General features: G+C 63.0%; 15 protein-coding genes and 2 pseudogenes. 7 read left to right on the top strand and 10 right to left on the bottom strand.

What is annotated here, in order from left to right:
- Nucleotides 1–13 precede the first annotated feature (13 nt).
- Both istB and istA read right to left on the bottom strand, forming a co-directional pair.
- Entirely contained in the window at nucleotides 14–781 is a 768-nt protein-coding gene (istB, locus tag GOHSU_RS13415) for an IS21-like element helper ATPase IstB (RefSeq protein ID WP_005942777.1), read from the bottom strand.
- Nucleotides 778–2,058: an IS21 family transposase gene (istA, locus tag GOHSU_RS13410; protein ID WP_155821268.1), complete on the bottom strand. Its 1,281-nt coding sequence runs from the start codon at nucleotides 2,056–2,058 to the stop codon at nucleotides 778–780. Before istA ends, istB begins: the two co-directional genes overlap by 4 nt.
- 87 nt (nucleotides 2,059–2,145) lie before the next feature.
- On the opposite strand from istA, the gene GOHSU_RS13405 reads away from it, so the two are divergent.
- Together GOHSU_RS13405 and GOHSU_RS16640 are read left to right on the top strand one after the other, a co-directional pair.
- A complete protein-coding gene (locus GOHSU_RS13405) occupies nucleotides 2,146–2,901 on the top strand; it encodes a hypothetical protein (RefSeq protein WP_005942772.1) in 756 nt (251 codons plus the stop codon).
- 145 nt (nucleotides 2,902–3,046) lie between these two features.
- Nucleotides 3,047–4,154, top strand: a pseudogene (locus tag GOHSU_RS16640) (IS630 family transposase).
- Nucleotides 4,155–4,330: 176 nt separating this feature from the next.
- Here GOHSU_RS16640 and GOHSU_RS13395 read toward each other — a convergent pair.
- Both GOHSU_RS13395 and GOHSU_RS13390 read right to left on the bottom strand, forming a co-directional pair.
- Nucleotides 4,331–5,686: an SMODS domain-containing nucleotidyltransferase gene (locus GOHSU_RS13395; protein ID WP_005942767.1), complete on the bottom strand. Its 1,356-nt coding sequence runs from the start codon at nucleotides 5,684–5,686 to the stop codon at nucleotides 4,331–4,333.
- The gene (locus GOHSU_RS13390) at nucleotides 5,683–6,873 is read right to left on the bottom strand and encodes an SAVED domain-containing protein (protein ID WP_005942764.1); all 1,191 of its coding nucleotides are present in this window, start codon (nucleotides 6,871–6,873) and stop codon (nucleotides 5,683–5,685) included. The genes GOHSU_RS13395 and GOHSU_RS13390 overlap by 4 nt, the downstream gene beginning before the upstream one ends.
- Before the next feature lie 194 nt (nucleotides 6,874–7,067).
- On the opposite strand from GOHSU_RS13390, the gene GOHSU_RS13385 reads away from it, so the two are divergent.
- A complete protein-coding gene (locus GOHSU_RS13385) occupies nucleotides 7,068–8,378 on the top strand; it encodes an ISL3 family transposase (protein ID WP_005942761.1) in 1,311 nt (436 codons plus the stop codon).
- A 458-nt stretch (nucleotides 8,379–8,836) separates the two neighbouring features.
- On the opposite strand, the gene GOHSU_RS16815 is transcribed toward GOHSU_RS13385, so the two are convergent.
- Both GOHSU_RS16815 and GOHSU_RS13380 read right to left on the bottom strand, forming a co-directional pair.
- On the bottom strand, nucleotides 8,837–8,998 hold the full coding sequence (locus GOHSU_RS16815; RefSeq protein WP_005942759.1) for a hypothetical protein: 162 nt from the start codon (nucleotides 8,996–8,998) through the stop codon (nucleotides 8,837–8,839).
- Nucleotides 8,999–9,190: 192 nt separating this feature from the next.
- Nucleotides 9,191–9,520, bottom strand: a complete 330-nt coding sequence (locus GOHSU_RS13380) for a hypothetical protein (protein WP_005942756.1) — start codon at nucleotides 9,518–9,520, stop codon at nucleotides 9,191–9,193.
- Nucleotides 9,521–9,814: 294 nt separating this feature from the next.
- On the opposite strand from GOHSU_RS13380, the pseudogene GOHSU_RS17290 reads away from it, so the two are divergent.
- Both GOHSU_RS17290 and GOHSU_RS13370 read left to right on the top strand, forming a co-directional pair.
- Nucleotides 9,815–10,327, top strand: a pseudogene (locus GOHSU_RS17290) (IS3 family transposase); the annotation flags it as partial.
- Between the two features lie 376 nt (nucleotides 10,328–10,703).
- A complete protein-coding gene (locus GOHSU_RS13370) occupies nucleotides 10,704–11,375 on the top strand; it encodes a DUF6308 family protein (RefSeq protein ID WP_005942751.1) in 672 nt (223 codons plus the stop codon).
- A 43-nt stretch (nucleotides 11,376–11,418) separates the two neighbouring features.
- On the opposite strand, the gene GOHSU_RS13365 is transcribed toward GOHSU_RS13370, so the two are convergent.
- The 3 genes from GOHSU_RS13365 to GOHSU_RS13355 are packed head-to-tail and all read right to left on the bottom strand — an operon-like array spanning nucleotide 11,419 to nucleotide 17,564.
- Nucleotides 11,419–14,526 (bottom strand): type I restriction endonuclease subunit R, encoded by a 3,108-nt coding sequence (locus tag GOHSU_RS13365; protein ID WP_005942749.1) that lies wholly within the window; start codon nucleotides 14,524–14,526, stop codon nucleotides 11,419–11,421.
- 3 nt (nucleotides 14,527–14,529) lie between these two features.
- Nucleotides 14,530–15,831 (bottom strand): restriction endonuclease subunit S, encoded by a 1,302-nt coding sequence (locus tag GOHSU_RS13360; protein WP_005942746.1) that lies wholly within the window; start codon nucleotides 15,829–15,831, stop codon nucleotides 14,530–14,532.
- Nucleotides 15,828–17,564, bottom strand: coding sequence for a type I restriction-modification system subunit M (locus tag GOHSU_RS13355; RefSeq protein ID WP_024332606.1), 1,737 nt, complete (start codon nucleotides 17,562–17,564; stop codon nucleotides 15,828–15,830). The genes GOHSU_RS13360 and GOHSU_RS13355 overlap by 4 nt, the downstream gene beginning before the upstream one ends.
- A gap of 1,426 nt (nucleotides 17,565–18,990) precedes the next feature.
- On the opposite strand from GOHSU_RS13355, the gene clpB reads away from it, so the two are divergent.
- Nucleotides 18,991–21,549 (top strand): ATP-dependent chaperone ClpB, encoded by a 2,559-nt coding sequence (gene clpB / locus GOHSU_RS13350; protein ID WP_005942737.1) that lies wholly within the window; start codon nucleotides 18,991–18,993, stop codon nucleotides 21,547–21,549.
- A 95-nt stretch (nucleotides 21,550–21,644) separates the two neighbouring features.
- On the top strand, nucleotides 21,645–22,022 hold the full coding sequence (locus GOHSU_RS13345; RefSeq protein ID WP_005942734.1) for a PPOX class F420-dependent oxidoreductase: 378 nt from the start codon (nucleotides 21,645–21,647) through the stop codon (nucleotides 22,020–22,022).
- 78 nt (nucleotides 22,023–22,100) lie between these two features.
- Here the strand turns inward: GOHSU_RS13345 and GOHSU_RS13340 are convergent, their stop codons facing one another.
- A complete protein-coding gene (locus GOHSU_RS13340; RefSeq protein WP_005942731.1) occupies nucleotides 22,101–22,625 on the bottom strand; it encodes a hypothetical protein in 525 nt (174 codons plus the stop codon).
- Nucleotides 22,626–22,819 lie beyond the last annotated feature (194 nt).

Below are 22,819 nucleotides of genomic sequence, written 5' to 3'. Positions count from 1 at the left end.
TTTTGTCTGGTTTCTACTGGTCGTTGCTGATGAGGTCGCGTCGGGTTTTGGTGCGGTAGGAGTCTCCTGTGATGGTGATTACTTCGGCGTGGTGGACGAGTCGGTCGATGAGTGCTGCGGCGACGACGTCGTCGGCGAAGACTTCGCCCCAGCGGCCGAAGGGCATGTTCGAGGTGATCAGGATCGAGCCTTGTTCGTAGCGGGCGGCGATGAGTTGGAAGAACAGGTTCGCGGTGTCGCTGTCGAAGGGCAGGTAGCCGATCTCGTCGATGATCAGGAGCCGGTAGCGGCGTAGCCGTTTGAGTTCTTGGGGTAGCCGGCCGGCAGCATGGGCCTCGGTCAGGCGTGCGGCCCAGCCGGTGGCGGTGTCGAACAACACCGGATAGCTGTGGTGGGCGGCCTTGATGCCCAGGGCGATCCCCAGGTGGGTTTTGCCGACTCCGGGTGGTCCGAGCAGGATCACGTTCTCGCCTTTGGCGATCCAGGTGCTGGTGGCCAGATGCGCGATCACATCACGCGGCACCGACCGGGCGTGGTCGAAGTTGAAGTCCTCCAGCGTTTTGACTGCCGGGAACTTCGCGGCGTTGATCCGCAGCGTGGTGCCGTTGGCCTCGCGGTCGTTGACCTGCCGTTCCAGGAGCGCGGCGAGGTATTGCTCGTGGCTCCAGCCGTCGGTGCGGGCACGGTCGGCCAGCTCGGCCCAGCACCGCCGGATCGTCGGGGTCTTCAGTGCCCGGGTCAGGTACTCGATCTGCGAGCCGAGATCATCATTGCCGCTCACGAGACCGGCTCCAGGCCGCCGTTACCGCTGGTGAAGTCGACACCGTAGAGGCGGTCGTAGTCCGGTAGCGGCCGAATCGGCACGGTGTGCCCGTCGGAGTGTGCCCGTATTCGGGCGGCGTTGGCGGCCCGATTGTTCAGGTCCTGGAGCCGGTAGTTGACCCGCAGCTCCCTGGCAGCGGCCACATGCTGAGGATCGGCGATCGAGGCGTGTCGCCCCCAGAATCGGTCATGCTCGGCCACCAGGGTCTGCCCGTGACAGATCCGGACCGTGGTGGCGGTGGCGGTGATGTCGACGAACTTGCCGATCACCGCCGGATGGACCGAGTAGTCGTTGCCGTCCACGCGTACGTAGTAGTCCCGGGCCAGCCGGACCCGTTCGCGCAGCCCGCAGGCCGGGGCCACCGGCGGCAACGCGGTCATCGCGGTCACGTCCTCGCCGAGCACGTCGACCGGGCGGCGATCGCCGATCGCCCGCACGACCTTGGTGTTGGCGCACGTGTTGAGCCAGCTCTGCAGCTGGGCGTTGAAGTCGGCCGGCCCGGTGAACTCCCGGCCAGGCAGGAACGAGGTCTCCAGATACCGGTTGGTGCGTTCGACCATGCCCTTGTACTCCGGGTCCCGCGGCGGAGCCAGCTCCAGTCTGGTTCCCAGCGTCCCGACGAACGCGGTGGCCGCCTGCGTCGGCACCCCCTTGCCGCCGATCGCCGATTCACGGTCCCACACCAGCTTGCGCGTGACCGCCCCGACCTGAGACAGCAGCAGCCACATCCCGGCCAGGATGTCTCCGCCCTGCCGGGACGGGATCATCGTTGCCAGCCGGTACCGCGAATACGCCAGCGTCATCACCAGCACCGGCAACACCGCGAACTGGTTGCGGCCCAACGGGATTCGCCGATCGGGGAACCACAGATCCCACTGCGAACACCCACCGGGCTCGTACACCACCCGATCAGCCGGATCGACCCCGCGGTACTCCGGCCGGATCTGCCGGACACGATCCTTCAGGACCGTCATCGACCTGGTCCAGCCGATCCGCTCAGCGATCACCGTCGCCGGCATCGTCGGATACCCGGCCAGCAACGCCCGGATCTGCGGCTCAAACACATCGACCGCCGACCCACCGGGCTTGCGCTCATACTTCGGCGGCTCGGCCGAACGCACCGCCACCCGCACAGTGTTCCGCGAGACCCCCAAACGCCGCACGATCTCCTTGATCGGCACACCCTCGCTCAAATGTAACCGGCGGATCTCCGCCCACTGCTCCACTGAAATCACCCTCCAAGGATCTGACGGGGGTCAAGATTCACCCGTCGCCTGGGGGTCAGTTTTCACGCGTCGTCAACACGGCTATCAGCAGGTTCATTGATCGCGATCGGCCTTCCAGCAGGGGCCTTTCTAGCGGTGACTGTGGTGGGGTTTGTGAACCGCTGGGGGAGCTCAGCTTGGGGCGCGTACGGAACCTGGTTCACAGGTGTTGCGACATTCGCAGCCGTGATAGTCGCTCTTGTACAGACGCGCGTTGCTCGGCGAGAGGCCGATGAAGCCAGACAGGCGGCAGCCGCCGAACGTGACCGTGCGGAGGCCCAGTTCAGGCAGGAACTCAAAGCAGCCGATGAACGACTCGCTCGTGAGCTGGACTCCGCTCGACGGATAGAGCAGATAAAGACAATCCCTCCGATCTGGGATGTCATCGGGGAACTGAATCTCCTGTATCCCGGGTTGGTGGCTGCGCTGAAGGAAGCTCCGGGGCTGCCACGCACCCAGGAGTCCGCCGCCGAACTCATGCGTGTGTTCGGACCGTGGATGAACTGCTCTCACAGGGTGGAGATGGCGTTCTCACAAGCAATGATGATGGTGAGCGAGCCTCTCGTTCTGGAAGCTATCTCCGAATTGTACGAAGACACTCGGACACTTCACAGCCTGATGATCTCGGCTGCGAATGAGGCGGTGGCCGCCCAGATAGATCCGGACTTGACCGAGTTCGACAAGCTGATGGCCTCAATCCGGTCCAGGCGCAAATCAATCACGGCGCTCGTGCGCGAGCACCTGGCTGTCGTCGGACCGCTGGACTACGAGAAGTTCGGAAAGTCCGATCCGCTCGCGCCCAAGGAACGATAGGGAATCGGTACGTCGAGACAGCCATGCGTCTCACGATGGCCGCGCAGCTCGGTCGGAAACTGGCTATCTACAGTGAACACCAGCATCACGACTATTGTCGTGTGTCGTTAATTCCTAAACGCTTTGATGGGTGGGAGAATGGGGTATAGCGAATGCACCTGCTCCGGCTCTTGCGCTTCGTGATGGCGATGATGTTGAACCCGACAGGACCCTGCGGTCCACGACGGTCTCAGCTGGCCTAGTGAAACGAGCGCGGATCGTTTCCCTTGCCGCGCAGGGGGTGTCGAACGCGCGGATTCGGGAGTTGACCGGGGCGTCGAGTGCGACGGTAGTCAAGTGGCGGACCCGGTATCTGCATGACGGAATGGGCGGGCTGGCTGACACTGCCCGGCCGGGCCGGCCGCGGCTGGTTGACCATGCCGACATCGTCTCCGCGACGCTGGCGCCGCCGCCGAAGAAGTACGGGGTCACGCGCTGGTCCTCGCGTCTGCTTGGCCCGGCACTTGAAGATCGGCAATGCCACTGTTTCACGCGTGTGGCGCGAGTACGGGGTGCAGCCGTGGCGGGCGGGGACCTTCAAGTACTCCACCGATCCCGAGTTGGTCGCCAAGGTCACCGACGTGGTTGGTCTCTACCTCGCGCCGCCGGAGAACGCGATCGTGCTCCGTGCGGATGAGAAGTCCCAGATCCAGGCGCTGGACCGGACCGCTCCGATGCTGCCCATGCAGCCCGGGCAGATCGAGCGCCGGACCCACGACTACAAACGACACGGCACCTCAACGCTGTTCGCCGCCCTCGATATCGCGACCGGGCAAGTCACCGCTGCGGTCAAGCCCCGCCACCGCCACCAGGAGTTCCTCGCGTTCCTGCGTCAGCTCGACCGCACCTACCCCGGCGAGGAGCTGCATTTGGTGATGGACAACTACGCCACCCACAAGACTCCCGACGTGAAGGCCTGGCTCGCCGCGCACGAGAACTTCCACGTCCACTTCACCCCGATCTCGGCATCGTGGCTCAACCTCGTCGAAGTGTGGTTCGGCATCATCGACCACCAAGCCATCCGCCGCGGCGTGTTCACTTCAGTCAAAGACCTCAACGCCAAAATCCGCGCATTCATCAACGGCTGGAACAACCGCAAACATCCCTTCGTCTGGACCAAGACCGACGACGGGTCGGTGGAAGAAGCCGGGGCAACCGTCGTTCGCGAAGCAGCCGAGTTCGCGAGTAGTCGGGCGGCTGTCGAGGAGAGGTGAGTGCGCTCAGTGAGCCTCGTCAACGGCAGGCTGGCACGCATGGGGTAATGCAGAAGGACTACGGATCTACTCTTCTCACTCACCATCCCGGCTGATCTGGAGATGTGCGGGTCCTGACCGAATCTCGGCCGATTCCCGTTCTGCGTGACGCTGGCGTCGATGGAGCCGTCGGTGACTTAACGGGACATGATGATGACATCATGCGTTGCGGTAGCCACAGCTACTTCGTCCTTGACGATCCACGCCTGAACCCAATGCGCGCCGGGGAAGTTGCTTGTCTCCTCAATCTGCTTGCCGCGCTTGATGATCTCTCCGCGGAATGCCTTCCTCCTTGCTGCTTCAGGGCCGGCGTTCCGGACCTTCCAATACACATCGTAGGGTTCTTGCACCGTACAGCCGTCGATTTCGAATCGAAGTGAGCGCCCGATGGGGACCAGATTGCCATTCGCGCTGAGTGGGCGGTAACGCCCGTGGCCCTTCTTCGTTGGTGACATTCGGGCAACGATGCGGAAGGCGTCGGTGACTGACCGTTGTTCGGGGAAACCGAACTGCTCCGTGATGGTCATCTCTCCGGGGACCATTTGATGTTCGTAGGTCGGTGTAGCCGACGCGACGGATGCGGAGAGAACCTGTGCAGAGTTGACGTTGCTCGCGCCGAACGAGTCGCCGAGCAGCTTCCTCCATTTATCGATGCTCTCGGAGGCGTCGGCGTCGAGTGCTTTGCGAGCCAGCCGCGCCCAGCGTTTCAGCTGGCTCTTGAGGTTGTTGAATCCTGTCTGAGTGAGACGGTCTGCGAGGTTCTGACCGATGCGGTCGTCCACCCACGGCGGCGCCGAGTGGAGTTCGAGGTAGTCGCGGAGGTCCTCGAGTAATGCGGTGAAGGTTGTCGCGACGTTGCCGTAGCCGTCGAGGCTAGTGGAGCCCTCCACTTGCCCGGCGAGCAGCGCTGCCAGCACAACGGAAGGACAGTCGATGGAACTACGATCGCGTAGCCACTTGACGAGTCGGATAGTGCGGACGAGGTGGCCGTTGGTGGTGCTGTTCTGTTCGTTCAACCAGTCCGTTAGGGCGGTTGGATCCTGCCGAATGAACTCGTTGCGGGTGCGGTGCGTGATGTACGTGTTGCCGTCGGCGCGTTCGATGAACGGGACGACATCGATGTGGAAGTCGTTTGCGAACTGGATAGTCACGCATCGCTTTCCGAGCTCCGTCTTCTCCGCGTATCGGGGCACCGCGTCGAGCGCCTTCTTAAGTTCGACGGTGTACCTCTTCGGTTCCCACTCGTCCTGCTCGCTCATAGGTATCAGGACATCTGCATCGAAGTCGTTGCCATACAACGGCTTGATGATGGTCCTGTGCGCGAAGGATCCTTGTGGGATCAGGCTTCCATCGAGTTTGTCCTCAAGGATCACGCTCTCTTCGAGCGCTGTATCCAGCGCTGAGACTCGCGAATGCAGTGTGTCGATCCTCGACTGATTCAGGTTGACGTGATCGCGGAGAAAGAGATTGAACTCCCTGATGCGGGCGGTCATTCTGTGACCTCCATCGCGGCCTCGTAGCCTTCACCGGTGAGCTGATACACGATCATCTTCGGGTGGGCGGTACGCATGCGGTAACGCCCCAGGGCGATGGCGGCTGGGGCCGGTACGGACGCGACCAAGTGCACCGTATCGACATCCGGGAGGTCGTTCTCAATGCGTGCGAGTGCCTCGAGCCAGGCACTCGCGAACTCCTCCAGTGCTGCTCGGGTGTTGATGAGGTTGGAGTGAGGCATCTGTGTTGTCGGGGCGATGGTGATGCGTGGGAGGGGCCCCAGGCCCTCAGGAAGGCGGGATTCCTTTATCGGTGACGTCAGCGCGACGATAGCCGTTGCTTCGTTCGTGGGAGTGGGCGATGAGCGAACAGTGATTTCGAATGTCGGCGCCGGGGTTCCGTCATCCCATGTCCACGCGGTCACGTCGTCAGCACGTCTGCGTCTGAACAGGATGGTCTCTGTCTTGTCGTCGAGTTTCGACCCGAGGTAGACCAGCGAGGGGATCGGGGCGAGCGCAAAGACACTGATGGACTCGACGTCGCCAGCGGTGACAGCGTCTGCGACGCGAGCTGTGAGGCGGTCTATTTCTGTCCGGTGTGCTTCCCATGCCCATCCGTCGTTCGCGTTGCCAGGCAGATCGACGGTGAATGCGCCGTTGCGAGTGTCGTCGCCCATGCTGGTGTAGCCCTCGAGACGTAGTGCCTCGGCTACTTGTGGGAGCGAGACCGGCGCAGCGGTCCCGCGAATATCGGCGCTCACGGTCACAGTGGACGTGGGGCGCAGCACTGCAAAGTCGGTGACCTCGCGGACGCGGCGCTCATGCAGTTTCTTCTTCTGGGTCAGGAACTCCACCGTGTACTTGTCGCGGTACCTCTTGTCATCGATGCGCTTGTGGCAGCGGTAGCACAGCAGTAGGAGATTCCCTTCGAACGACCGCTCGGCTGCACTCAGGTCGGACTCGCCGCGTGGTGCGTTCTCTCCTGAGCCTGCACCGACTATGTGCGCGATCTGGCCGACGGGGATGGCATGCCAGAAATGGTCGGCTGCATCAAGAAGATAAGTAGCGCAGAGTACGCACCGCCCGGCAGCTTTCGCCCATATCCGGATCCGAGTAGTTTCTCCTATCTCCTTACGCCGGATCTGCGTGTCACGTGCCGTGGCTTCGCTGAACTCTGCTGTTTTCATAGTGCGCATCTCCTGGATACATCGAAGCGGCAATCTGGCTCTTCCGAATTGACGGTGTTTCGGTGAGTGGTGCGGGTGTCGGTGTAGACCACAACATGTAGCGGTCGCCGGCCCGGCGTGTGAGGGCGGGAAGTGGTCCTGGCCGGTGTAAGGGTGAAAGCTCCTACACCCACCCGATCACCGGAACCAGGACCGTGAACGAGCTTACCGCTGTTGCCGACACCATCTGCCGTACGACCGAGCTGGGCGTGACGATCTCCGGAGCCGGGATTGATGCCGCTGATCGGACCCATCTGTTCTGCGATCCGTTGGCTCCGGATGATCGGTGCCCGGACTGCGGGGAACCGGGTGTATTCCGTGACCGGGTCGACCGGGAACTGGTCGACGTCCCGACCTTCGCGTATCCGACGCGCCTGCATGTGCGGGTCCCGCGCTATCGGTGTGTGAACCCTGGCTGCGCGCGGGAGGTGTACCGGGCCCGGATCGACTCGATCGCTGCACCACGCTCGCAGGTCACCACCCGCACGACGAGGTGGATCCTGCAACGACTCATCGGCGACAAGATGAGCGTGGCCGCGGTTGCCAGAGCCCTGGGCTTGTCGTGGGACACGGTGAACACGATCGCCGCCGAGGCCGCCCGACGGCTGGCCTACGACGGCTCTCGCCTGGACACGGTGCGGGTGATCGGGCTCGATGAGCACAAGTGGAAACATGTTCGCGGGCACGGTGATTCGGGATGGGTCACCGTGATCGTCGACCTCACTGCGCTGGTGGACGGGACCGGTCCGGCCCGCCTGCTGGACATGGTGCCGGGGCGATCGAAGAAGGTCCTCGCCGATTGGCTCGCCGACCGTGACGACACGTTCCGGCACCGCGTCAAGACCGTCGCCCTCGACGGATTCGCCGGGTACCGCACCGCCGCTCACCAGGAACTACCGGGCGCGCGCACGGTGATGGATCCATTCCATGTGGTGCACCTGGCCGCCGCGAAACTCACCACCTGCCGCCAACGCATCCAGCAGGCCACCACCGGGCGCCGTGGCCACAAGGACGATCCGCTGTACAAGATCGGCCGGATCCTGCTCACCCGGGCCCACTTGCTCACCGAGAAACAGCAGGTCAGGTTGCAGGCGGGCCTGAGTGCGCACGACAGCCACGTCGCCGTCGAGGTGACCTGGCAGCTGTATCAGAAACTGATCGCCGCTTACGCGAACAAGAACCGGCGTCAGGGGAAGATCGCCATGTACAAGATCGTCAAGTCCATCCGCGCCGGCGTCCCCAAGGAACTGCCCGAACTGGCCCAACTCGGCCGGAGCCTGTGGAGCCTGCGGGCGCAGATCCTGGCCTACTTCGACACCGGCGTCTCCAACGGCCCGGTCGAAGCGATCAACGGACGCCTCGAACACCTGCGAGGCATCGCCCTGGGCTTCCGCAATCTCAACCACTACATCTTGCGATCACTCATGCACTCCGGCCAACTCGAAATCCCCACCCATGCACTCTGAATTCGGAAGAGCCGGCAATCTGCGGGTGACGCGTCGGGTTGACGCACTCTTGCGGGATGCTGGGGCGAGTCAGACTTGTCGGATCATGGTTCCTCCAACCCTGCCCAGTTCCCGGATGTCGCGGTGGCCGCTTTGGGTGACTTCACCATATATTTCGGCTCCGACACCCTCCTCTGACGTTGCAGCCGGAATCGGCGTGATGACGGCACTCGGTGTGCCATCGGCGTGTCGGTCCAAACTTTGAGCCCAGCAGTCCAGAGTTTCGTGCTCTCAGCCCAGACTCTCGGCGCCCGCGGCAGAGATGCCGCAGGCGTTGAAAGTCTGGACTGGTGACCTGGGGAGATGGTGAAAGTCTGGACTGGGTTATTCGGGAAAGTCTGGACTCGCGTGCAAAGTAGCATTGACTTGCGTATATGGACTGATGATGGAGCTGTGGTCCTGACGGGTCCCCGATAGGCCTACTTGGTGTCCGGGGAAGTGACAGGCTTCTTCACCGCAGAGTGGATGGAATATGCCGTGTACATGAAACCGACGATCCCGAGGTACATCATGCCCTCGTCCTCCAGATCATCGGGGAGACTCTTTATGCCGAACATGAGCGCCGCGCTGGCCGAGAACATGATGACCGCGACTATCAGATGCTTAGCCGCGGCCGACGATTTGAAGCGGGTCTCAACTCGGCTGAAGCTCTCCTTGCTGATCAGACCTCGCCGTACAAGAGTCTCTTCGAGTTCGGGATGCTCGTCCAGGAACTCTCCAAACGCTTCTTCGTCGATGTCGTCAAGTACCGAGAAGTCGAAGTCGTCCAGGAGCTAGGTGCCCTCGTAGGCGGCTCGGAGAGTCTCAGCCAGTAGCTCCGTGATGTGGGCGTACATCTCAGCGAAGTTGCCGACTTGTGTGTTGATCGAGGCGATGTTCTGAAGGGTATCGGCGAACCCGGGAGGAGCCTGGAAAAGCTTGCGTGTGAACTCCTCGGTCCCAACGCTGGTCGCGATTACCCCGCGCATCGCCTCCGTGAGCTGAGGGGAGACGATCGAATCAAACTGCTGGTAGGACCGCACTGAATCAGCGAGAGCCTTCATCCCCGGTGAAGCGGCGAAGTTCTGCGTGAAGGCGCTGAGGTCCACCAGTTTCTCCCCCACCGTAGAGTAGACGAACAAACTACGGAAAGGTCCGACATGAGCACGTCGGGCGCAGGCAACGGTAACGCCTACCGAAAAATGCAGGCCGACGCCGCGAGGATCGCCGCGCAAACGGCCCTCAAGATCCAGTTCGACCCCGCCACCGTCGGTGCTCTCAATCAGTTCGCGTCTATGTCCCCTGCGCTTGACGCCTACGGCGAAGGCATCGCGAAGCAGCTGGCCCCGGCCTTGGCCGCGTTCAACCAGGCCAACAGCTTTAAGATGGACGTCCTCACACCTGAGCTGGCACGTCCGCACTCGATCCCCGACCTGGTGAACCGTGACTTCGACCAGGGCGCACTGAAGGTGGTGTGGACTTCGGACATCACGTACCTGCGCACCGGACAGGGATGGCTGTACCTGTGCGCGGTCCGCGACGGCTGCTCACGGCGAGTCATCGGATACGCATTCGCCGATTCGCTACACACCGACCTGGTCGAGACCGCGTTACGCAACGCCCACACCTTCCGCGACCGGGCTACCGGTCCGACTGCTGGAGTGATCTTCCATGCCGACCGCGGCTGCCAGTACACCTGCGAACAACTCGCTGACGTCGCCGGCGAACTCAGCATCCGCCAGTCGGTCGGACGTACCGGGGTGTGCTGGGACAACGCCCAGCAAGAGAGCTTCTGGTCGACTCTGAAAACCGAGTTCAAAAACCGGCACGAGTTCGCCACCCGCGCCAGCGCGGTCACCGCCGTGTCCCGATGGATCGACCAGTTCTACAATCGACGAAGAAGACACAGCGCGCTCGGTAATATCGCCCCCCGCCGTCTTCGAAGACATCACAATTCACGAGGCGGCCAGCCAGGCCGCTTAACCGATGTCCACGAAACGGGGTCAACCCGAATGGAGACGATCCGAAGCTTGCTCGCACTCGTATCGTGAAGGCGGCAGCTGAGTGCCGAATCGAGCAGCCCAACGCTGAGGGGGATGTCGTGAACGCGAGTCGAGACGAGCGTCGCGATGGCGCCTCCCCCTGAGTACGCCGAAGACCTACCGGGACTGGACCTCTACCCGCCGCAAGTGCGGCGATGGTTGGCACGGCAGCGTGAGGCCCATCGAAGGGCGCGCGGCGACGCCGGCGTTACGGGGGAGCTCATTGAGTGAGTCTTAACGTCGCTGTCTTCGGGTACGGTCGGTCATGGCCATTGAAGGTATGCGCTTGCCGCCGATTCTCGACCCCGGGCAGGGCGAACTTGCTGTCGAGGTGCTCACCGCCTACTTCTACGCCGATCCTCTGCCCGTTTACAGTGGGTCCCGTTTCGAGAGGTTCGCCGGTGGCGGCGACCGCCCCGAAACAAGAGATGAGTTCGGCGCCGATGACCTCGTGGCGGTCACCCTTCTTGACGTCAGCTTCCCCGGTGACGCGGCCTTGCGGATTCTCGGCGACACCGATCCCGACTACCGCGACCAGTTGAGCGCACTACTGCGACGTCTCCCTACGTGGCTCGACCTCGTCGATGCAGACGAGGATGTCCTCGCTGATGCTGAGGAGTTGTGGTCATTGGTACGGGGCAACCGCGGCGTAGGTCGTGCTAAGACCAGCAAACTCCTGGCACGCAAACGGCCGAGACTGCTCCCGATCATGGACTCAGTGGTGGTCAAGACCGTCGGTCACAACCCGCGCCAGCACCTCTTCTATCAAAACCTCCAAGCCGCTCTTCGCGCCGACAACTGTCGGCTCGTCAGCCACCTCGATGAGATTCGGAAGGAAGCCGGGATCGAGAGTGACATCAGTACGATCCGAGTTTTCGACATCCTGGTGTGGATGTGGGGAAGTGGCCGGGTTGACCGCCTCGCCGTTCGCGGCTGATCAACGCAAACGTCGGACGAACCTCGGGGCACATGCCGTGGATCTACTGTGACGCCTGGTCGGCGACGACTCGGTAGAACCATTTGGCGATGTCGGCCAAGAGTCGGTCGCGGCCGGGGGTGTTGCTGAAGAAGTAGTCGCTCATTTTGGAGTGGGCGCCTTGGTTGTCGGCGACGGCGCCGGTGACGGCGAACTCGAAGTCCGGCGATTCGGTGAACTGTTTGGTGGTATTGACCCTGGCCTGCTGGACTAACTCGGCGTCGGCCAGCAGGGTGTCGAGCAGGGTTTCAATGAACGAGACCTTTTGTGCCTGGGAGAAGTCTTCGGACCCGAACAGGTCGTTGAGTCTGTCGAGGACCTCCTGGAAGGCGACCATGGTGGGGTCGCGCCGTTCACCAGTGCCGGCAGCGGTGAGTCCGGTTAGTCCGGTCTTGGTGGCGAGGCTGATGTCGGTCTTGCCCTGGTCGATCTGCTTGATCTGCTTCAGAACGACGTCGGATAGGTCGATGGGGGCGGTGTAGTTGTCGGGCTGGATGACGCGTTCGAGTAGGCGCAGGTAGATGTGCTTCTTCTCCAGTTCGGGGTCGCCGTAGTCGATGATCTGGGACATGAAGTCATACAGCCGCACGAACGAACCGACATCGCGGCGGAACATGTCCAGCACCGCCAACTCGGTTTTGTCACCTTCCCCACCGTTGTGCAGGAGAGCGGCGGTGTAGCGGTCGGCAAAGCGCTTCTTACCCGGATCGACCGCGGCCGATAGCGCGTTGTTGCCCTTGCCTTTGACGTAGGCGTCGGCGCACTGATCGATCTCAGCTTGGGTATAGATGCCGGTGGTGTCGAGTTTGGCGGTCAGGTCGTGGACCAGGTTGGGGTCGGTCTCGGTTTCCAGGAAGGCGTCGGTGAAGTACGGTTCGAATGCTTCGCGGATGGTGGCCGGTTCGTTGACGAAGTCCACGACCTGGGTCATCGCCGCGGTCTTCACGGTGCCCGACGGGGTGCGGTAGGTGCGGTTCAATCGTGACAAGGTCTGCACGGCGGTGACGCCGGAGAGTTTGCGGTCGACGTACATCGCACACAACAACGGTTGGTCAAAACCGGTCTGGAACTTGTTGGCCACGATCATCACCCGATACTGGTCGCCGGTGAACGCGGTGCGCAGGTCCCGGATACCGGGGTTCATGGAGGCTTCGGTGAAATCCTCCGGCCCAGACTCGGGGTCGTGAACCGTGCCGGAGAACGCGACTAGGGTGCCGTAACCGTAACCCTTGTCGGCGATATAGCGGTCGATGGCGAGTTTGTAGCGGACAGCGGCCTTACGGGAATCGGCCACGACCATTGCTTTGGCGTGCCCGTCGAGTAGGTCAGCGACGTTCTCGCGGAAGTGTTCGACGATGATCGCTGACTTCTGGGCGATGGTCTGCGGGTTGAGTTTGACCCACTTCATCACCGCCTTCGTCGCCTCGGACTGATCGACTTCCTCGTTCTCGGCCGCGGCGTTCTGGCCGATCTGGAAGGCGAGTTTGAAGTTGTGGTAGCCGGTCAGCACGTCGAGGATGTAGCCCTCCTCGACGGCCTGTTTCATCGTGTACACATGGAACGCCGCCGGTGGCTCATCGGGGGCGGGGCGGCGGCCGAACAACTCGAGGGTCTTGGCCTTCGGGGTCGCGGTGAACGCGAAGTAGGAAATGTTCGACGAGTCCGCTCGATCAGTGGCTTCAGCGGCCAGGATCGCCTCAACATCGATTTCCCCGCCGTCGTCGATGTCCTGGAGTTCCTCGGAGGTCAGGACGGCTTTGAGTTTCCCGGCGATCTGCCCGGACTGGGAGGAGTGAGCCTCGTCGGCGATCACCGCGAACGTCTTACCCGCTAGGCCCTTGTTCTCGCGGATCGCCGCCATCGCATACGGGAAGGTCTGGATCGTCACCACGATGATCAGCTTCCCGTCCAACAGGGCCTTGGCCAGAACCCCGGACTTGGAGGCCCCGGCTTTGGCGGCTTCCTCGCGGTCGATGGCGACCACGATCCCGGCGTCGTTGTCGATCTGGGTGATCGCATCCTGGAGCTGGGCGTCCAGGACGTTGCGGTCGGTGACCACGATGACCGAATCGAACACCTTGGCGTTATCGACCTGCAGGCGCGCCATCCGGTGCGCGGTCCAGGCGATCGAGTCGGTCTTACCCGAGCCGGCAGAGTGCTGGATGAGGTACCGCTGTCCCGGGCCTTCGGCAGAAACGGCTGCGGTCAGGTCGGTGACGGCCTCCCACTGATGGAACCGTGGGAACCGCATCGTCGATGACCGGCTGGTCTTGCCGCTGATCGGGTCGGTCGACTGTTCATGCTTGATGTACATCAGCCGGCCCAGAATGTTCAGCCACGCATCCCGCTGCAGCACCCGTTCCCACAGATAGGAGGTGCGTGATCCGTGCGGGTTCACCGGGTTCCCGGCCCCGCCGTCCTCGGTGCCGCGGTTGAACGGCAGAAAGTGCGTCTTGGCGCCGGCGAGGTTGGTGGTCATCCACACCTCGTCGTTGGAGACCGCGAAATGCACCAACGCCCGCGCCCCCGAGACGAACAGCGGCTCCACATGCCCAGACTTGGGGTCCTTCGGCAGACGCGTGGTCCGGTACTGGTCGATCGCATCGGTCACCGTCTGCGTGAAATCGGTCTTCAACTCCGCCGTGGCCACCGGCAGACCATTGACGAAGAACACCAGATCCACCGACCGGTTGTCTGCGGTCGAGAAATGCACCTGCCGCATCACCCGCAACCGCACCGCCGCATAATCAGTATTCCGCTTGACGTTCAAAGTTGTTTCGGGCCGAAACTGGCACATCGAGAACTTGCCCGACAGATGCGAAAACCCTTTCCGCAGCACATTCAGGGTGCCACCACCGTTAGCCAACGGCAGGTCCAGGACCTTCACGATCCGATCAAGCAGTTGCCCCTCCTGCTTCCCGACGTTCACACCCGGTTTGATGACCCTTTCGACCTGCTCGGGCTGGGTGTCGCGCAACCAGCCCAGCACGTCCTCGGGGAACAGGGCCCGTTCGCGGTCGTAGCCGGCGTCGATCGGCGAGTACAACCAGCCGTGGGCGGCCAGGTACTCGGCGAACTCCCGCTCGAACTCGACCTCATGGTGTTGCGCCACGACTCACGCCACCTCATCCCGCACATCGATCTGACCAGTCACAGCCGCGGTGATCAGAGCCGTCCGCCGCTCTGACGCTAACTCGACGAACCTCTCCGCTTCTGCAACCAGGAGATCTATCTTTGTCGTCTTCTCCTCGATGTGAGCTGCGATTCTGCGCTGTTCCACGAGTGGTGGCAGCGGCATCCGAAACTTTCGGACTTGCCACTCGCTCACATGGGGAACACTAACTCCAGTGAAGAGCGGCTCCAGGTACGCCCAGAACGCGCTGGACTCCAGGATGTAACGGAAGTATCCAGGATCCGCGACCGCACTCGGCCTGATTCTCATTACCCGCTGCACAAGTAAGGAGGGAACGTCATCGGTAGTCAGTACCGCGATGCGGACACCGCCGCCCACAAATGGCCGGTCCATGCCGAGAACCAAATCTCCAGGAATGAGCTGGTAAATATCGGGCACAGCATTATCGGATTGGTTCCATCGCATCATATCGGACCAATCCGTACCGCCGGGTTTTACATTGACTCCCCGAAGTAAGCGAACGTCCGATTCCACCTGCGTGAACCCGTCGCTCGGGAAAGCCCATCCAGCGGTGGTGTCTGAAACAAACCCCAGCTGCGTTGTCGTCCAATTCACGGGAAGTGTCGGGAGCCACGGCTCCGTAGGGTCCTTCGTCTCGCCTCCGTCGAGACCTGTGAATACTGTCGTCTCGATAATGGATTGTCTTCGGTCCAGCAGCAGGTCGATGAGTCGCTGCTGCTCCTCGATGAGCGTGTCAATCCGGGCCGTCTCCCGGTCCAGGAAGTTGGCGATGGCGCGCTGCTCGATGACTTCTGGGATAGGAATTGGTATCGCCGCTAGCTTCTCGGCGGTGAGGTGTGGCATCGACACCACGTTGCAGTACCGCTCGATGAAGCCGGACGCCCGAAGTGCAATCAAGTAGTAGGTCAGGAATCGCCCGTCGTTCTCGCCGACTGGGCGAAGCCGGTTGATCGAGTTTTGAAATCCCCAACCCTGGAGATCCGCTGGAACGTAGGCGGCCCGACCGTACCCGCCAACACCGCCCTCGACAACGACGACATCGCCCTGTCTCAAGCTGAGTGACTCAAGCTCGCCGGGTTTAAACCACATCAGTTTCGGGTCAAGCTGGAGCACTCCCTCTGGTTGGACATTTGCTGCTCGCATGTAGTTCGCTTCAATATCGTCACCGGAATTGGATGACTGCAGCATCTTTCCGAGTGTCACGTCGGCGATGTTTTTGATCTGCCCGTGACGCCACCTGGCGGATATCGGCGGCGGTTTCACCCTTCAACCTCCCTCAGTAGGTCCATGATCTTGGCGACTTGCTTGTTGAGGTCGGCGTCGATCTCGACGAGGGGACGGGGTGGGATGTACTTGTAGAAGTGTCGGGTGAAGGGGATTTCGTAGCCGACCTTGGTCTTCTTCTCGTCGATCCACGCGTCGGGGACGTGCGGGAGCACTTCGGTGTGGAAGTACTGGGCGATGGTGGCGTCGCGCCCGTGTTGGCCTTGGGTGTTGCCGCCGTAGGTGAAGGGGATGTTCTCGGTGTCGCGTTTTTTGGTGTCGGGTTTCGGGTTGCCCCTGCGGTCGGTGACCGGGTTGCCGTCGTCGTCGAGGAGGGGGCGTTCGACGGTGATGGTCCAGTAGCCGAAGTCGTCGGCGGTGAACACTTTGGAGTAGTCGGGGTCGGCGTCGTCTAAGGCGTCATAGAGGGCGAGGATGCGGTCGCGGGCGTCGGCGTCGAGTTCGCGGTTCTTGGCGCCCAGACTCTTGCGCATCTTGGTCCAGAAGCTGGTGGCGTCTATCAGCTGGATCTTGCCTTGGCGTTCGGGCTGTTTGGTGTTGTCCAGGATCCAGATGTAGGTGGCGATGCCGGTGTTGAAGAACATGTTGGTCGGCAGGGCGATGATCGCCTCGACCAGATCCGATTCCAGCAGCCACTTCCGGATCTGCGACGGCCCCGAGCCGGCGGCGCCGGTGAAAAGGGGCGAGCCGTTGAGGACGATACCGGCGCGGCCGCCGCCGTCGTGCGGGGCCCGCATCTTCGAGGCCAGGTGGCACAGGAACAGCATTTGGCCGTCGCCGATCGATGGGAGTCCGTGGGAGAAGCGGGAATTCGGGGCCAGGGCTTCTTTCTTCACTGCTTCGGCGGAGGCTTTCCAGTCCACGCCGTAGGGCGGGTTGGACATGCAGAAGTCGAAGGTGCGGTCGAAGAACTGGTCGTCGGACAGGGTGTCGCCCAGGCGGATGTTGTCTACGTCTTGGCCTTTGGCGATCATGTCGGACTTGCAGATCGCATACGACTGGTCGTTGATCTCCTGGCCGTACAGGCGCAGCCGTGCGTCGGGGTTGCGTTCGAGGAGGCGTTCTTCGGCGACCGAGAGCATGCCGCCTGTGCCGGCGGTGGGGTCGTAGATGGTGCGGACGGTGCCGGGTTCGAGCAAGGCGATGTTCTCTTCGGCGAAGAGCAGGTCGACCATGAGGCGGATCGCGTCGCGGGGGGTGTAGTGCTCGCCGGCCTCCTCGTTGGAGGCTTCGGCGAACTTGTAGATCAGGTGCTCGAACAGGTCGCCCATCTCGGCGTTGGGTACCCGGTCGGGATGCAGGTCGACTTCGGCGAACTGGGAGGTGACCAGATATAGGCGGTTCTTCTCGTCCAGGGTCGCCAGCTCGTTCTCGAACTTGAATCGCTCGAAGACGTCGATGTTGGCCGAGAAGCCGGTGATGTAGTCCATCAGGTTCGCCTGCACGCCCTCGGGATCTTCCAGGAGCGTGGTGAAGTCGAACGGGCTGGTGTTGTAGAACGACAGGCCCGTCTTGCGTCTGACCTGAACGTCCAGGGCGCCGCCGTCGTATTGTTCGGCCAGGCTGCGGATCTCGTCGCGGTGGGGTTCGAGGATGCAGTCCAGGCGGCGAAGGATCGTGAACGGCAGGATCACCCCGCCGTACTGGTGCGGCTTGTACACGCCACGCAGCTGGTCGGCGATGCCCCATACGAAATTGCCCAGCTTGCTCAACCCGTACATCTCCTTCGGTCAATCCCGGGGTACCAGCGCGTTACCGTCGACGTTCTGAGGAGTCGAGAAGGGACGGCTGGTACGCGTCTTCCTGGTAGATGCTCCACGTCACTCCGCTGAGTCTGCACCAGATCGACCGGACTGTCCGCGCTCCTGAAACCGTTGACGAACCTCCTGGATGTCCGATCGTGTCGTCGCGCTGATCCCGTGTCCTTCCCCCACACCGTTTGCGTTCGTCACTATCCACCAGTACTGATCATCGGGCGCTGCTGGTTCTTCGACAACTGGCAGTGTGACCACATCCTCTTTCTTGCCGAACCACAGCCGCGGTAGCTCTACCTGAGCGACATTCGGGACTCGCGCTCGGCGGCCGTCCGAGTGTTCAACGACCAGCGTCAGTTTCTGCTTCCTCGTGACCCCTTTGCCTGAGGTTCTGATTAGGTAATCTACGGTTGCGCAATCGGGTGCGGGAATCTCGTGGAAAACTCCGCCTACGACGGTGATACGTGGGTTGACCCATGACTGAAACGATCTGCGGAGGCGCGTCCTGCGGCTGAGTCGTACTTTCAAGTCGCCAGGCAGGTTGACTACCAGTTTTCTAGATCGGTACGTCTTTGAACCAACAGCCGCTTCTGCTCGCACCACGAGTGGCTTTTCGCGAACTGCGCCTTCTGCGTCGAGTGAGAGCTGACGTGCGTCGAAGTTCCACACGGCTCGACCGCCATGTGCGGCTAGGGTCAGCGGACACTGCGGGTTCTCGATTCCATTGAACGGTTTGCCGAAGACGTGGTTGTCGATTGAGCGGATCGAAACCTGGCTAACGACAGCTGGTGCACCACCGGTGTTCTCGACGACGACCTGGACAGTTCCACGCGCGATCGGAATCAGGAGTCCGCTGCTTGCAGATAATTTGAGGCGGGGTTGTCCTGCTCTATACGCCAGTATTGAAATCGCTATGGCCACGAACGAACTCGCGAGTGATAGCCATGCAATCATCCAGTCACCTCAGTGATTCAGCCGACGAGCATCCAAATGCAACCATCTAGCCCCTTGCTCAAGCCTTGCCGCACTCCTGCGCGTCTCGACGAGCGTACCCGGGCCGAATAGATTGTGGCGGGGTGTCAATTGGACAGCTGTACGGCTCGGATTTGGCCCTCAATCCAGACTTTGTGGCTGATGTTGCTGTAGTGGCACTACCGTCCAGTAATCCAGACTTTCGGTTCGCCAGTCCAGACCATGAGCGCCTGCGGCAGCAACGACGCTGTGTCGTAGATCACCGGCTCACCGCAAAGTTTAGTGGAACAGACTCAACTCTGGCGGTGTTGGAATCGATGTAAGGGCCGAACCCGGCTCTTAGACTTGGGCCCGAGGCGACGCTTCGGAAGCGCCCTATCGAACAGAGAACCTGAAAGAAAGGCGAACGCCAGTGGACAGCTTCACGCCAACCACCAAGACGCAGGCTGCACTGCAGGCTGCCGTTCAAGACGCGGCTGCGGCGGGTAACCCCGACGTGCGCCCCGCACACATCCTCGTCGCACTGCTCGAACAGTCCGACGGCATCGCGACGCCGCTGCTCAAGGCGGTCGGCGTCGATCCCGCGCACATGCTGGCCGAGGCCAAGGCCCTGGTCTCCCGTGCGCCCGTGGTCTCCAGCACCAGCGCCCAGCCGCAGCTGAGCCGCGAATCGATCGCGGCCATCAGCACGGCCCAGAATCTGGCGACCGAACTGAACGACGAGTACGTCTCCACCGAACACCTGATGGTCGGACTGGCCACCGGCGACTCCGATGCGGCCAAGCTGCTGCAGAACGCCGGAGCCGGCCCGCAGGCGCTGCGCGATGCCTTCCAGGCCGTCCGCGGCACCGCCCGGGTGACCAGCGAGAACCCCGAGGACACCTACCAGTCGCTGGAGAAGTACTCCACGGACCTGACCAAGCGTGCGCGCGCCGGCGAACTCGACCCGGTGATCGGCCGCGACAGCGAGATCCGCCGCGTGGTGCAGGTCCTGAGTCGTCGCACCAAGAACAACCCGGTCCTGATCGGTGAACCCGGTGTCGGTAAGACCGCGATCGTCGAGGGTCTGGCCCAGCGCGTCGTCGAAGGCGACGTGCCCGAATCGCTGCGCGATAAGACCGTCGTCTCGCTCGACCTGGGTGCGATGGTCGCCGGCGCCAAGTACCGGGGTGAATTCGAGGAACGCCTTAAGGCGGTCCTCGACGAGATCAAGGCCGCCGACGGCCAGATCATCACCTTCATCGACGAGCTGCACACCATCGTCGGGGCCGGCGCGACCGGCGACTCGGCGATGGACGCGGGCAACATGATCAAGCCGCTGCTGGCGAGGGGTGAGCTGCGGTTGGTCGGTGCCACCACGCTCGAGGAGTACCGCCAGTACATCGAGAAGGACGCCGCCCTGGAGCGACGTTTCCAGCAGGTGTACGTCGGTGAGCCCTCGGTCGAGGACACCATCGGCATCCTGCGCGGCCTCAAGGAGCGGTACGAGGTGCACCACGGCGTGCGCATCACCGACTCCGCACTGGTCGCCGCGGCAAGCCTGTCGGACCGGTACATCACCTCCCGGTTCCTGCCGGACAAGGCGATCGACCTGGTCGACGAGGCCGCCTCGCGCCTGCGCATGGAGATCGACTCCCGGCCCATCGAGGTCGACGAGATCGAGCGCATCGTGCGCCGGCTGGAGGTGGAGGAGCTCGCCCTGGAGAAGGAGAGCGACGACGCCTCCAAGGAGCGCCTGGACAAGCTGCGCGGCGAGCTGGCCGATCAGCGCGAGAAGCTCAACGAGCTGACCGCCCGCTGGCAGGCCGAGAAGAACGTGCTCGACAGCGTCCGCGACGTCAAGGAAGAACTCGAGCGTCTGCGCGGTGAGGCCGATCGGGCCGAACGCGACGGCGATCTGGGCCGGGCCGCCGAACTGCGGTACGGCACCATCCCCGGGCTGGAGAAGAAGCTCGAGGAGGCGGTCGAGAAGTCCGGTGCCGAGGCCGGCGCCGACGGCAGCATCATGCCCAAGGAAGAGGTCGGCCCCGACGATGTGGCCGATGTGGTCTCGGCGTGGACCGGCGTCCCCGCCGGCCGCATGCTCGAGGGCGAGACCGCCAAGCTGCTGCGCATGGAATCGCACATCGCGCAGCGTGTGATCGGTCAGGAAGAGGCCATCACGGCCGTCTCGGATGCGGTGCGCCGCGCCCGTGCCGGCGTGGCCGACCCCAACCGTCCGCTGGGCTCGTTCATGTTCCTCGGACCCACCGGCACCGGTAAGACCGAGCTGGCCAAGTCGCTGGCCGAGTTCTTGTTCGACGACGAGCACGCCATGGTGCGGATCGACATGAGCGAGTACGGCGAGAAGCACAGTGTCGCTCGTCTGGTCGGTGCGCCTCCGGGCTACGTCGGCTACGACCAGGGTGGTCAGCTGACCGAGGCGGTGCGTCGTCGCCCGTACTCAGTGGTGCTGTTCGACGAGGTCGAGAAGGCTCACCCGGACGTCTTCGACGTGATGTTGCAGGTCCTCGACGAGGGCCGGCTGACCGACGGCCAGGGCCGCACGGTGGACTTCCGCAACACCATCTTGATCCTGACGTCCAACCTGGGTGCCGGCGGCGACCGCGACCAGGTGATGGCGGCGGTGCGCGCCAGGTTCAAGCCGGAGTTCATCAACCGGCTCGACGACATCCTGATCTTCGAGGCGCTCAGCCCCGAGCAGCTGGTGTCCATCGTCGACATCCAGCTGCGGGGTCTGTCGGACCGCCTGGCGGCCCGCCGGTTGACCCTGGACGTCAGCGACGAGGCCAAGGAATGGCTCGGTGCCCGCGGATACGACCCGCTCTACGGTGCCCGCCCGCTGCGTCGCCTGATCCAGCAGGCCATCGGCGACCAGCTCGCCAAGGCGCTGCTGGCCGGTGACATCCGTGACGGCGACACCGTCCACGTGACGATCGACGAGGCGACCGACTCGCTGAAGGTCGGCTGACCCAGACGGTCGACGGACCCGCAGCCCCGCTCCCCGCGCAGGGAGCGGGGCTGCTCCCGTCTGTGGGGGAGACGGGCGGCGGTACGGTCGAGTTCATGAACGCCACCGTCGGCCAGATCGCCGAGGCCAAGTACGTCATGTTCACCACCTACAAGAAGGACGGCACCCCCGTGGCCTCCCCGCTGTGGGCCGCACGCGACGGCGCCGACCTGGTGCTGTGGACGGTCACCGACTCCTGGAAGGTCAAGCGGCTGCGCCGCAACAACAACGTGCTGGTGCAGGCCTGCGATGCGCGGGGCACCAAGACCTTCGGTCCGGTGGTGGCCGGTGTCGGCGAGCTGATCGACGTCGGGCCCGCCGTCGCCCTGATCGAGCGCAAGTACGGGATCATCGGCAGGCTCACCGTGCTCGGCTCACGGCTGCGGCGCGGTAGGGCCGGCACCATCGGAATCCGCGTGCACGACGTCGTCTGACCGGTGGTGTGCAGCGAAGCAACCAGGCCCCGCTCCGTTGGTTTCGGAGCAGGGCCCGGCCGATCGGGTGCTACCCGGTCACTTCTTCCAGACGATCGGGTCGCCCTTGTAATCGGGTGAGTAGGGCTCGGTGCCCTTGCTGAATCCGGCGCCGATGTAGTCCTCGCCGCCGCGCACGACGATGCACGAGGTGTACGACTGCCCCTTGCCGATACCGTCCGGAGTCGTCTTGACGCCGTCGCAGTTCTTGGTCCCCGGCACGACGTACTGCGGCGTGATGTTCTTCTTGTCCTGTCCGAGCAGATTCACGCCCGGCCTTCCGTCGCTGGGCAGCGGGGTATCCGAGGCGTTGGTCACGGTGAACTGGACGTAGACCAGCTCGCCGCGTGCCTCCACGTCGCCGGCCCCGGCGGCGTTCACATCGTCGGCGTTGCCGGGCACGATTCCGGTGACGGTGACGGTGGCCGGGACGGCGACTGAAGCGGTGGTCTGAGCCGCCGAATCCGACGCCGAGCCGCCGTTGTCGCTACTGGAGCAGCCGGCGACACCTGCGACGAGGGCGGCCGCGACGGCGCCTCCGAACAACACTTTCGTAACCCGCATGGGTGTGAATCTCTTTCTCGGATGGATGAATCGACCGAACGGTCGATAGCGCTCGTAGCGGAGGACATCGTCTTCGCGGCCGGATACGCGACCATGCAGCGGTCCGAGCAGGCCGACCGATCATCAGAGCGGTGCGGCGACAGCGTGCACACAGTCGTGGGTGGTCGCGGGCGGCACTCGGCGACGCGGCTGGT

The sequence above is a fragment of the Gordonia hirsuta DSM 44140 = NBRC 16056 genome, assembly GCF_000333015.1.
GTDB classification, from domain to species: Bacteria; Actinomycetota; Actinomycetes; order Mycobacteriales; family Mycobacteriaceae; genus Gordonia; species Gordonia hirsuta.
The sequence above is the reverse complement of the archived record's forward strand: the minus strand, read 5'-3'. Positions and strand labels throughout refer to the sequence as shown.

Excerpts from the sequence above, each read along its gene's own strand:
- GOHSU_RS13370 (WP_005942751.1), top strand. The coding sequence starts at position 10,704 with ATGGCCATTGAAGGTATGCGCTTGCCGCCGATTCTCGACCCCGGGCAG.
- GOHSU_RS13395 (WP_005942767.1), bottom strand. The coding sequence starts at position 5,686 with ATGACCGCCCGCATCAGGGAGTTCAATCTCTTTCTCCGCGATCACGTC.
- GOHSU_RS16815 (WP_005942759.1), bottom strand. The coding sequence starts at position 8,998 with ATGTTCTCGGCCAGCGCGGCGCTCATGTTCGGCATAAAGAGTCTCCCC.
- GOHSU_RS13345 (WP_005942734.1), top strand. The coding sequence starts at position 21,645 with ATGAACGCCACCGTCGGCCAGATCGCCGAGGCCAAGTACGTCATGTTC.
- GOHSU_RS13390 (WP_005942764.1), bottom strand. The coding sequence starts at position 6,873 with ATGAAAACAGCAGAGTTCAGCGAAGCCACGGCACGTGACACGCAGATC.
- GOHSU_RS13340 (WP_005942731.1), bottom strand. The coding sequence starts at position 22,625 with ATGCGGGTTACGAAAGTGTTGTTCGGAGGCGCCGTCGCGGCCGCCCTC.